This is a genomic window from Solibaculum intestinale (genome assembly GCF_040096205.1).
Classification (GTDB): Bacteria; Bacillota; Clostridia; order Oscillospirales; family Acutalibacteraceae; genus Solibaculum_A; species Solibaculum_A intestinale.
In genome coordinates, this window is sequence record NZ_JBBMFD010000017.1 from 49,153 (window position 1) to 60,242 (window position 11,090).

At 56.6% G+C, this 11,090-nt stretch carries 10 protein-coding genes; 9 read left to right on the top strand and 1 reads right to left on the bottom strand.

Translation table 11 applies throughout. The features are described from left to right. Position 1 precedes the first annotated feature (1 nt). From WMO26_RS09750 to WMO26_RS09760, 3 genes are all read left to right on the top strand, one after another. Positions 2 to 721, top strand: a complete 720-nt coding sequence (locus tag WMO26_RS09750; RefSeq protein WP_349219992.1) for an AzlC family ABC transporter permease — start codon at positions 2 to 4, stop codon at positions 719 to 721. Further along, on the top strand, positions 721 to 1,044 hold the full coding sequence (locus WMO26_RS09755; protein WP_349219994.1) for an AzlD domain-containing protein: 324 nt from the start codon (positions 721 to 723) through the stop codon (positions 1,042 to 1,044). Before WMO26_RS09750 ends, WMO26_RS09755 begins: the two co-directional genes overlap by 1 nt. 87 nt (positions 1,045 to 1,131) lie before the next feature. Further along, the gene (locus WMO26_RS09760) at positions 1,132 to 3,267 is read left to right on the top strand and encodes an EAL domain-containing protein (RefSeq protein ID WP_349219996.1); all 2,136 of its coding nucleotides are present in this window, start codon (positions 1,132 to 1,134) and stop codon (positions 3,265 to 3,267) included. Positions 3,268 to 3,483: 216 nt separating this feature from the next. On the opposite strand, the gene WMO26_RS09765 is transcribed toward WMO26_RS09760, so the two are convergent. Beyond that, positions 3,484 to 4,476, bottom strand: a complete 993-nt coding sequence (locus tag WMO26_RS09765; RefSeq protein WP_349219997.1) for an SH3 domain-containing protein — start codon at positions 4,474 to 4,476, stop codon at positions 3,484 to 3,486. Between the two features lie 363 nt (positions 4,477 to 4,839). Here WMO26_RS09765 and WMO26_RS09770 point away from each other — a divergent pair, with 363 nt between their 5' ends. The 6 genes from WMO26_RS09770 (at position 4,840) to WMO26_RS09795 (ending at position 10,989) form a co-directional block, all read left to right on the top strand. Continuing rightward, a complete protein-coding gene (locus WMO26_RS09770) occupies positions 4,840 to 7,461 on the top strand; it encodes a valine--tRNA ligase (RefSeq protein ID WP_349219999.1) in 2,622 nt (873 codons plus the stop codon). Next, a complete protein-coding gene (locus WMO26_RS09775; protein WP_349220001.1) occupies positions 7,461 to 8,177 on the top strand; it encodes an alpha/beta hydrolase in 717 nt (238 codons plus the stop codon). The genes WMO26_RS09770 and WMO26_RS09775 overlap by 1 nt, the downstream gene beginning before the upstream one ends. Then, positions 8,174 to 9,463 (top strand): bifunctional folylpolyglutamate synthase/dihydrofolate synthase, encoded by a 1,290-nt coding sequence (locus tag WMO26_RS09780; protein ID WP_349220003.1) that lies wholly within the window; start codon positions 8,174 to 8,176, stop codon positions 9,461 to 9,463. The genes WMO26_RS09775 and WMO26_RS09780 overlap by 4 nt, the downstream gene beginning before the upstream one ends. Before the next feature lie 97 nt (positions 9,464 to 9,560). Continuing rightward, positions 9,561 to 9,881 carry an STAS domain-containing protein gene (locus WMO26_RS09785; protein ID WP_349220005.1) on the top strand — a complete coding sequence of 107 codons (321 nt, stop codon included), beginning with the start codon at positions 9,561 to 9,563 and terminating at the stop codon, positions 9,879 to 9,881. Further along, positions 9,878 to 10,318 (top strand): anti-sigma F factor, encoded by a 441-nt coding sequence (spoIIAB, locus tag WMO26_RS09790; protein WP_349220006.1) that lies wholly within the window; start codon positions 9,878 to 9,880, stop codon positions 10,316 to 10,318. Before WMO26_RS09785 ends, spoIIAB begins: the two co-directional genes overlap by 4 nt. A gap of 5 nt (positions 10,319 to 10,323) precedes the next feature. Next, a complete protein-coding gene (locus WMO26_RS09795) occupies positions 10,324 to 10,989 on the top strand; it encodes a sigma-70 family RNA polymerase sigma factor (RefSeq protein ID WP_349220008.1) in 666 nt (221 codons plus the stop codon). Positions 10,990 to 11,090 lie beyond the last annotated feature (101 nt).

The following is an 11,090-nucleotide window of genomic DNA, read 5'->3' on the forward strand; positions in this document are numbered from 1 at the left end:
CATGCAGCCGACAAAACTCATCAACAGCTTTTCCAAGGGCCTCAAAGACGGCATTCCCATCGGCCTTGGGTATCTTTCGGTTTCCTTTACCTTTGGGATGAAGGCGGTGACCGACGGCCTGCCCATCTGGGCGGCCGTGGTCATCTCCATGACCAACCTGACCTCCGCTGGCCAGTTTGCAGGACTGACGCTGATGGCCACCGGCGCGCCTCTATTGGAAATGGCGCTGACCCAGATGGTCATCAATATGCGCTATTCCCTTATGTCCCTGTCCCTTTCCCAAAAGCTTCACAAAAGCGTCACCTTTCTCGACCGGCTCCTGATTGCTTTTTGCAACACCGACGAAATCTTCGCCGTGGCAAGCGGGCAGAAGGGGGAGGTGGGCAAGCGGTATTTCTTCGGCCTTGCCGTTACTCCCTACCTGGGCTGGGCGGCGGGAACCCTGCTCGGCGCGGTGGCAAGCGGTTTGTTGCCGGGATTTGTCCAGTCGGCCCTGGGTATCGCCATTTACGGCATGTTCCTGGCCATCATCCTGCCTCCTGCCAAACACTCCAGGCCCATTGCGCTGGTGATCCTCATGGCGGTGGCGCTCAGCTGCCTGTTCTTTTGGGTACCGGGACTCAACCAGGTATCCAGCGGCTTTGTCATCATCATCTGTGCGGTGGCGGCATCGGCGGTCGGGGCGCTGCTCTTTCCCATCCGTGAGGAGGAGAACGCCTGATGGAAACGACACAGCTTCTTTTGTACATTGCGGTGATGGCGGGGGTCACCTATCTCATTCGGATGCTGCCGCTGGCCATCTTCAAGACCAGGATCAACAGCCGCTTTCTTCGTTCCTTTCTCTATTATGTACCCTACGCGGTGCTGGGCGCCATGACCTTTCCGGCCATCCTGTTTTCTACGAACACTCTTCCTTCGGCCATCGCGGGGTTTCTAGTGGCACTGGTGCTGGCCTTTTTCGAGCGAAGCCTTCTCACGGTTGCCTTGTCCGCCTGCGGGGCGGTGCTGCTCACCGAATGGGTGATGCGGCTAGCGGGAGGATAATTCCCGCCCAATTGGTGGAAAAGGCTATTGTTTTTCCGGGATATATGGTAAAATAAGAGTTACGCTGCAGGGGAAGAAGGGGAACGGGTGAAGAAGGCACGGATGTCTGGGGAACGGCTTGTCAGCCGGATGGAGGAAAATCTCCTGATTATGGCGGTGCGCCGCGGGATGGTTCTGGCCATTCCCGCCATCATGGCGGGTTCCTTTGCGCTGCTTCTTTTGAGCATCCCGGTCCCTGCATATCAAACGTTTCTGTCCGGCTTGTTCAATGGGGCGGCTGAAGATGTGCTGACGCTGGTCAAGAACGCCACCATGGGCGTCATTTCCCTGGTTTTGCTGCTCACCATCAGCTATAGCTTTGCTCAGCTGTCCGACCGGCGCTATTGCGGCATTCTCCCCGTGGTCAACCTGTGTGCCTACCTGATTTTTTCGGTGGACGTGCAGGAAGGAATCACGGTGCGTATCTTTGAAAGCGGGAGAATGTTTAACGCCCTGTTGGTGGCGGTGCTGTCCAGCGCCTTATTTTTATGGCTGGTCAAGCACACCCGACTTCGCTCGAAAAGCTACGCCAGCGGCGCGGACGAGGCCTTCAACCGGATGACCGGCGCCATCTGGCCGGCCATCGCGGTATTGTTTTTCTTCGCTCTTCTTAATGTGACGGTTTCTCTGTTTTTAGGCCGTCCGGATTTTCAAACTGCCTTTTCTGACTTGACCGCCCGGCTCTTCTCCGACTTGGGACGAAACCTGCCGAGCGGCCTTCTCTATATCCTGCTCATGCACGTGCTGTGGTTCTTCGGCATTCACGGCAGCAACGTGCTCGACGACGCTGCCAAGGGCGTGTTCGGTGCCGGGATGGACGTGAACGCCCAGCTGATCGCCTCCGGGCAGGCACCCAGCGAGATCATGACCAAGACCTTTTTGGATACCTTTGTGCTGTTCGGCGGATGCGGGACGCTTTTGTGTCTGCTTGCGGCGATTTTTCTGTGCAGCAAACGAAAAAACGTGCACAGCCTGGCAAAGATGGCGGCGGCGCCGGCTTTATTCAACATCAACGAGTTGCTCCTCTTCGGCATCCCGGTGGTGCTCAATCCCATTTACTTTGTTCCGTTTTTGTGTACGCCGCTTCTTTTAACGGCGGTCAGCTATGGTGCGGTGGTGCTGGGGCTAGTGCCCTGCCCGGTCAATACGGTGGAATGGACGACGCCGATTTTTTTAAGCGGCTACGCGGCCACAGGCTCGTTTGCCGGGAGCCTCTTGCAGCTGTTTAATTTGGCCCTCGGCATCCTGATTTATATCCCCTTCATCCGGTTTTCCCAAAGCCATGAGCAGAAGCGGATGAACCGGCACATAGACAAGCTGACCGAAGTGGTCATGCAGTGCGAGGAAACCGGGGTAAGTCCGGTCCTGCTGGGGCGAAGTGATAAGCTCTCGGCCATGGCGCGGACCTTGGCCGGCGATATCCTCCACGCTATGAAAAAAGGAATGGTGGAGCTTTATTATCAGCCTCAGGTGCGGACGGACGGGACGGTGACCGGCGCAGAGGCATTGCTTCGTTACCGGAATGGAGTGAGCGGACGGTATCTGTACCCGCCGCTGGTGATTGCCCTAGCCCAGGAGGCAGGGTATTCACAGGAGTTGGGCCGGTATCTTCTGGAACAAGCCTGCAAGGACATGGAGAAGCTTGAGCGGGAAAGTGCGCTGCCGGTGCAGATTTCGGTAAATGTGACCTCTAGTCAGTTGGACCAGGCGGATTTTGTAGACGTCCTGCGCGGCCTTTTGGAGCACTATGCAGTGACGCCTCAAAATCTTGGGTTGGAGGTGACCGAACAAACCGCCCTGTCCAGTTCGCGGCTGATGCGCGAGCGCATCGAAGCCATCCATGGATTGGGTGTGCAGATTCTGATGGATGATTTCGGTATGGGGCATACCTCCTTGTTGTATCTGCAGGACAAACAGTTTGATGTGGTCAAGCTGGACGGTTCGCTTGTCAAAGGCCTGCTGAAGAACGAACGATGCGGGGACATCATTTCCTCGATTGTGTACCTGTCCGAGTCCCTGGGCTTTTCGATTGTGGCCGAATACGTGGAAACACCCGAGCAGCGCGATAAGCTTAGGGAACTGGGCTGTCTGAACTATCAGGGATATCTTTATAGCCCGGCAATTCCTTTTGACCAGTTTGTCGCCTATCTCAAGGACAACCGAAAAGGAAAAGAAGCAGAATAGAAAAAGCCCGGCGTATGGTAAACAAATTCATACGCCGGGCTTTTTACTGCACGGGGACACATGCGAAGGATGAAGCTGGGAGAAACTGTGCACGAAAAGCGGAGATGGAATACGCTCGTCCGTTTGCTCTAGGGGGTATTGGCACCCTGGGGATACGATAAAAAACGCCTCCGGTTTTTTACCGGAGGCGTTTTTCAGCAGAGAAACGCAAGTTTCTTACGGACTGACATAGTTGCGGGCGTCCACCGAGTAGGCGGAGGAATTGTATCCCTCACGGACCTCGAAATGCAGGTGGATGCCGGTGGCGCCGGCACACTGGCCGGTGTTGCCCATCTTGGCGATGACCTGGCCTCTGGAGACGGTATCGCCCTTTTCTACGAAAACTTGTCCCACATCCAGGTGGGCGTACATGGTGTAATTGCCGTCCGCATGACGGATGACCACCACATTCCCGCCGCCGCCGTAGCCGGTGCCGCCGTTGCAGCAGATATAGGGCTGCTTGCGGTGGGTACAGCCGGTATAGACGTATTCCACTACGCCGTCGTTGGCTGCGTATACGTCACGGGTGCCGCCGCCCAGCTGAGACAAAGACGTGCCGTTATAGCTGATGTCGGTGGCCGGGTGGCCGGAGCTGAAATTCTGCGTAATGACCGTGGGGCCTTCTGCCGGCCAGATGTAGCCGTTGGAAGGAACCGGGTCGGGTGTGGGCTGGGGCTGGGGTTCAGGCTCCGGAATATCGTAGGTCACCGCGTAGGTGGCACAGAGCCAGCCGGTAGTAGTTGCGTTGAGCCGGACCTGATACCAGCCGTTTTCTTCCGAAAGGATCTCAAAATAGGTGCCGTCCGAAAGCTTTGTAATGGACGCATAGCTCGTGCTCGGGCCGGTACGCACGTTCAGGCGGCTGCCCTCAGTGTCCACCTTACCCACGCTGTTATGGCTGACCGGGAGCACATAGTCCCCGCAAACATAGCCGCTGACCGTGGGGGTGACGATTTGGTACCAACCGTTTTCTTCACCGACAATTTCAAAATATGTACCGTCGGACATTCTGCCCAAAATCGAATACTCCGTGCTGGGGCCGGAGCGTACATGCAGGTTGCTTCCCTCCGTGTCAACCCTTCCGAAAGATTGTTCACTCGCAACCGTAGAAATGGACGCCACCGTTACTAACAACAGAAACGAAAGCAGTGTTGCAACAACTTTTTTCAAACAAAAACCTCCTGTTCCCAATTCCTTATCCAACTTTCAAATCCCAAACAAAAATGCGAAAAATGTCTAATTTTCTCTGCAATCCCTTCCTTTCCCGGTAATTTTTCTGCAAAAAACTGCGCGAAATTTGGTATATTGTTAAGATAGCACACATTTATAACTATTTCAACTAATTTGCATAATTGCGAACAGAAATCACGGCTTTTTGATCCTTTTCCCGTAATATATACCGCAAATCGGAAGATTGTGGGAGAAGAAGGGGCCTGTGGTTGATTTCAGGTGGGCGCCATGCTATAATTATTTCTAAATGTGCGCCGAACGCGCCAATGACATCTGCGGTAATACCGTCAGGAGGAGTAAAGATTGAGCCAGCTTGCGAAAACCTACGACCCGCGCGAGGTCGAGGATCGGATTTATGATTTTTGGCAGAAGGGGAATTATTTTCACGCGGTGGTAGATCCCGAAAAGAAGCCCTATTCCATTGTCATGCCGCCCCCCAACATCACCGGCCAGCTGCATATGGGCCACGCGCTGGACAATACCCTGCAGGACGCGCTGATCCGTTGGCGCCGGATGCAGGGGTATTCCGCTTTGTGGATGCCGGGGACCGACCATGCCTCCATCGCCACAGAGGCAAAGATCGTGGAGGCCATGAAAAAGGAAGGGCTCACGAAGGACGATTTGGGCCGGGACGGTTTCCTTGCGCGGGCTTGGGCCTGGCGGGAAAAGTTCGGCGGCCGGATTGTCGAGCAGCTCAAAAAGCTGGGCTCCTCGTGTGACTGGGAGCGGGAACGCTTTACCTTGGACGAGGGCTGTTCGAAGGCGGTGCGGGAATTTTTCTGCCGCCTCTATGATAAGGGCCTCATTTACCGGGGCGAGCGCATCATCAACTGGTGCCCCCACTGCCTGACCTCCATCTCCGACGCGGAGGTGGAATATTCCGAGCATGACGGCAGCTTCTGGCATCTGCGCTATCCGCTTTCTGACGGCTCTGGTTATCTGGAGCTGGCTACCACCCGGCCGGAAACGCTGCTGGGCGATACGGCGGTGGCGGTGCACCCGGAGGACGACCGGTACCGCCACCTGATCGGCAAAACGGTGATTTTACCGCTGGTGGGCCGGGAAATTCCGGTGGTGGCGGACGAATACGTGGAGCGGGATTTCGGTACGGGTGTCGTGAAGATCACCCCTGCCCACGATCCCAACGACTTCGAGGTGGGCCTGCGCCACAGCCTGCCGGTCATCAATGTGATGGACGAAAGCGCTGTCATCAATGAAAACGGCGGCAAATACCAGGGCTTAGACCGGTATGAGGCGAGAAAGCGCATCGTCGCCGATTTGGAAGAGGGCGGTTTCTTAGTCAAGGTGGAGCCTATGAAGCACAACGTGGGCGAATGCTACCGCTGCCACACCATTGTGGAGCCGCGGATTTCGCTGCAGTGGTTTGTGAAGATGGGGCCGCTGGCCGAGCCGGCGATCCAGGCCGTGCGGGAAGGGAAGACCAAGTTCGTCCCTGAGCGGTTTGAAAAGATCTACTACCATTGGATGGAAAACATCAAGGATTGGTGCATCTCCCGTCAGCTGTGGTGGGGCCATCGGATCCCGGCCTGGTACTGCGCGGACTGCGGCGAGGTGATCGTAGCCAGGGAGGACCCGGACTGCTGCCCGAAGTGCGGCTCGAAGCATATCGAGCAGGACCCGGATACTCTAGACACCTGGTTCTCCTCCGCCCTTTGGCCTTTCTCCACCATGGGCTGGCCGGAGAAAACGCCCGAGCTTACCTATTTCTATCCCACCAACACCCTGGTCACCGCCTACGACATCATCTTTTTCTGGGTAGCTAGGATGATCTTCTCCGCCGTGGAGCTGACCGACGAGACTCCCTTTGACACCGTGTTTATCCACGGCATCATCCGGGACGCCCAGGGCCGCAAAATGAGCAAAAGCCTTGGAAACGGCATCGACCCGCTGGAGGTCATCGAGGAGTACGGCGCCGACGCGTTGCGCTTTACCCTGGCCACCGGCAACAGTCCCGGAAACGACATGCGCTATATGAAGGAGAAGGTGGAGTCCTCCCGCAACTTTGCCAATAAGTTGTGGAACGCGGCCCGCTTTATCCTGATGAATTTGGAAGGCAAAGAGGTGGCGCCCGGCCTGCCGGAAGAACTGACGCTGGAGGAAAAATGGATCGTCAGCCGGTTTAACGCGCTTGCAAAAGAAGTCACGGAGAACTTAGAGAAGTTTGAGCTGGGCATCGCGGTGGGCAAGCTTTACGATTTTAGCTGGGATATGTTCTGCGATTGGTACATTGAGCTTGCCAAGATCCGCCTGCAGGCAGACGAAGCCCAGGCGAACAACGCCCGGCGGGTTCTCGTCTTCCTCATGGACGGCATCCTGCGCCTTCTCCATCCCTTTATGCCCTTTATTACCGAGGAAATCTGGCAGTCCATCCCCCACGAAGGGGAGAGTCTGATGGTGGCCAAGTGGCCGGAATTTCACGAAGCCCTCAACTTTGCCGCTGAGGAGCGGGAGTTTGAGCGCATTATGACCGCCATCCGCGCCATCCGCAACCGCCGGGCGGAGATGAACGTGCCCCCGTCCAAAAAGGCGAAGGTGTATGTGGAGACTCCCTTTGGCGAAACCTTCGAAGCGGCCGGCGTGTTCTTCACCCGGCTGGCCTTTGCTTCCGAGGTAGCGGTCAACACCGGGTTTGACGGGGAAGGGGCGGTTTCCATCGTCACCTCCGACGCGAAGGTGTTCATCCCCCTGGGAGAACTGGTGGACTTTGCTGCCGAGCGGGCCCGGCTGAATAAGGAGCTGGCCGCCGCGCAGAAGAACCTGAGCGGTATCGAGGCAAAGCTTGCAAACGAAGCATTCACCTCCAAGGCCCCCAAGCACATTGTGGACAATCAGCGGGATCTGGCCAAGGAGCTCAAGGAGAAAATCGCCATGCTTGAGCAGAGTATCGAAAGGATTCCCCAGTAATGGCGGGGAAGAAGCAAAGCCGAGGAACGATTATTCTGATTCATGGGTTTACCGGCGTACCGGAAAACCTGTACCCATTGGCCGACCGGCTGCGGCTGGAAGGCTATGAGGCGGTGGTCCCCCGCCTGGCGGGGCACACCCGCAAAAAGAAGGATATGAAGGGCCACACTCATGAAGAATGGGTGCAGAGCATTCTTGACGCTTACGACGAACAGAAAAAGGAAGGAAAATGTCCTATGCTGGTGGGGTATTCCATGGGCGCCCTCATCGCTATCCAGGTGGCCCGGCGGCGGGACGTGGACGGGATGGTGCTGGTGTGCCCGCCGGTCTTTGAACTCAGCTTCCGGAATATCTTAGGGCGTCTGCGGGAGGAATTCTGGTATGCTCTGAGCGGTTATGTGATGCTGCCCAAATGCGCCACCCGAAAGAACATCAAGGAGCTCAAAAAGCTCAGGGAAGAGTGCATCCAGGAGATGGAGGGGCTTACCTGCCGCGTTACCGTCGTCCAGTCCAAAGATGACGACTGTGCCAACCCCAAAAGCGCTTCTTACATTATGGAGCACACGCCCAAAGCGGAGAAAACGCTTTATTGGATTGAGCGGGGCCACCACGAGGTGTTTGAACCGAAGAACGTGGCCTTCGAGCATGCGGTGGGCTATGTATGCCAGGCGCTGGACGCCTATTTTACTAAAAGAATCGAGGAACCGGCCGGATGACCTACGAGGAAAGTCTTACCTATATTCACTCTCTTCTGCGCTTCGGGATGAAGCCGGGCCTGGCCCGTGTCGAGGCGCTGCTCAAACGGATGGGGAACCCTCAGAAAGAGCTTCGCTTTGTCCACGTGGCGGGGACCAACGGGAAAGGCTCGGTCTGCGCCATGCTGTCGGAGATTTTGCAGTGCGCGGGGTACAAAACGGGTCTGACCATTTCCCCGTATATCACGGATTTCTGTGAACGCATGCAGGTCAATTCTACTCCTATTTCCCATGAGGAGCTGGCAAGGCAGGTAGAACGGCTCAAGCCCTTAATAGAGGAGATTTCCAGGGAAGGGGAGCCGGTGACGGAGTTTGAGGCGGTCACGGCTTTGGCCTTTCGCTGGTTTTCCGAGCAGGGATGCGACGTGGTGGTACTGGAAACGGGCCTGGGCGGCCGGTTTGACGCCACCAATGTAATCGAAACGCCCCTGTGCTCGGTCATCACCTCCATCGGCCTCGACCATACCGACATCCTAGGGGATACCTACCGGCAGATTGCCTTTGAAAAATGCGGCATCATCAAACCGGACGGCGTCACGGTCAGCTACCCCGTACAGGAGGAAGAGGCTTTAGCGGAAATTATGCGTACGGCGGCTATGCGGCGCAATACTCTTCGCATGGGAAATGTGGGGGCGCTGGAGGGGATGAATATGACGGTGGAGGGCAGCGACGTGATCTATGGCCGTCTGCCCTTGCATATTCCTCTGGCGGGCGCTCATCAGCATTTTAACGCTGTCACCGCCGTGGAAGCCGCCTGGGCCCTGCGAAGCGCCGGGCTTGCCATTGAGGACGTGCATATTCAAGCGGGAATTGCGAGAACCAAATGGCCTGCCAGATTGGAGATAATTTCCAGAAATCCGTTCGTTCTCCTGGACGGAGCCCATAACCCCGACGGGATGCGGGCCTTGGTTCGGACCCTCAAGGAGACCCTTCCGGGCCGGAAAATCTTCGCGGTGACGGGGATGCTCCGGGACAAGGCGTACAAGGAAGCGGCGGCGGTGCTGGCTCCGATTCTGGAGAAAGCGGTCTGTGTGGCGGTAGACAATCCCCGTGCCCTGTCGGGAGAAGCGCTTGCAGGGGAATTGGAACGCCATGGGGTGCAGGCCCTGGCGGCAAAGGACCTGGAGGAAGCGATCTCCCTTGCAATAAAGGACGTGGGAGAGGACGGCGTGCTGCTGGTATGCGGGTCCTTGTACCTGGCGGGGCCGGCACGCAAACAGCTGCTTGCATTAAAAGAGAAAAATTAAAAAAAGCAGGATGGAGCGACAAATTGCGCGCGCCAATTGGAATAAAATCCCTTATCATAGCGATAAGGGATTTTTGCTTGAATAGAGGTGAAAAAACATGTCGGTTAAGATCGAGCACCGGGATCAGGTGATGACCGCATATCTGGAAGGGGAAATTGACCATCATTCCGCCCGCCCCATCCGCGAGCAGATCGACGACGAGGCGCAGCAGAGTAAACCGCAGACGCTGCTTTTGGATTTCGGCCGAGTTTCCTTTATGGACAGCTCCGGCATCGGCTTGGTGATGGGACGGTTTCGTCTGATGAGCGAGCTGGGAGGAACATTAAAGGTAGTCAATACCCCGCCTCACATTGCCAAGGTGATGCGCCTGGCGGGAATGGAACGACTCAACGTCTTGGAAAAGGAGAACGGAAGATGAAACCGGTCAATGAAATGAAGCTGGTGTTTCCCAGCCGGTCGGCCAACGAAAGCTATGCCCGTGTGGCGGTGGCTGCCTTTGCGGCCCAACTCGACCCGACCATTGAGGAAATCAACGACATAAAGACGGCGGTTTCCGAAGCCGTCACCAATTGTATCGTACATGCCTACCGGGACAAGATCGGCACGATCTTTCTCACCGTCAAGCTGTTTGAGGAAGGGAAGATTTCCATCAAAATCCGGGATTCCGGCTGCGGCATTGAGAACGTCGAGCAGGCCATGGAGCCTCTCTTCACCACCGCCGGCGAGGAACGGGCTGGTTTGGGTTTTGCGGTGATGGAGTCCTTTATGGACAAGCTGACCGTGCGCTCCAAGCCCGGAAAAGGAACCACCGTGTCCATGGAAAAACGTCTCAAAGCCCGTCCACTGCGGGTTTGACCGCCATGAGCGGTGAAAAATCCGTCGAAGCCCTTGTGCAGGATAATCTGGGGCTGGTCCACTCCTGTTCTCACCGGTTCAAGGGCCGCGGCATCGACTACGACGATCTGTTCCAGGCGGGCTGCATGGGGCTTGTCAAGGCGGCGAAGGCGTTCGAGCCGGAGCGGGGCAACTGCTTTTCCACCTACGCCGTCCCGGTGATTTTAGGCGAGATCAAACGTCTGTTCCGCGACGGCGGCACCGTGAAGGTGGGTCGCACCCTTAAGGAGCTGTCCATCAAAGCAGTGCGCTGCCGGGAACGGCTTTCCAATGAACTAGGGCGTGACCCTACCATCGGGGAGCTGGCCGAACGCTTGGGCGTTTCCCCCGAAGAAGCCGCCCAGGCCATTACCGCGTCTTTGCCTCCCGTGTCCCTAACTGCGGGGGAAGAGGAGGGCGGCGGACAGCTGGACATTCCGGTGGAAGCGCCGGAAGAGAAAATTTCCGACATCATTGCCCTCAAGGAAGTGGTATCCTCTCTGTCCGCCAGGGACCGCAAGCTTATCATCCTTCGGTATTTCTCCAGCATGACCCAGTCCCAGACAGCGGAAAAACTGGGGATGACTCAGGTGCAGGTATCCCGGCGGGAAAAGGTGATATTAAGCGAACTAAGAAAACAGCTCACAGGCTAGGAAGGGCCGGCGGTCTTTACGTCCGCCGGCCCTTCTTCACCTTCTGGAGCAGAAAAAGCAATCCTGATAAGGTTCATCTGATGAAAAGGCGCCCCCCGGCC

Excerpts from the sequence above, each read along its gene's own strand:
- WMO26_RS09780 (WP_349220003.1), top strand. The coding sequence starts at position 8,174 with ATGACCTACGAGGAAAGTCTTACCTATATTCACTCTCTTCTGCGCTTC.
- WMO26_RS09785 (WP_349220005.1), top strand. The coding sequence starts at position 9,561 with ATGTCGGTTAAGATCGAGCACCGGGATCAGGTGATGACCGCATATCTG.
- WMO26_RS09755 (WP_349219994.1), top strand. The coding sequence starts at position 721 with ATGGAAACGACACAGCTTCTTTTGTACATTGCGGTGATGGCGGGGGTC.
- spoIIAB (WP_349220006.1), top strand. The coding sequence starts at position 9,878 with ATGAAACCGGTCAATGAAATGAAGCTGGTGTTTCCCAGCCGGTCGGCC.
- WMO26_RS09795 (WP_349220008.1), top strand. The coding sequence starts at position 10,324 with ATGAGCGGTGAAAAATCCGTCGAAGCCCTTGTGCAGGATAATCTGGGG.
- WMO26_RS09750 (WP_349219992.1), top strand. The coding sequence starts at position 2 with ATGCAGCCGACAAAACTCATCAACAGCTTTTCCAAGGGCCTCAAAGAC.
- WMO26_RS09775 (WP_349220001.1), top strand. The coding sequence starts at position 7,461 with ATGGCGGGGAAGAAGCAAAGCCGAGGAACGATTATTCTGATTCATGGG.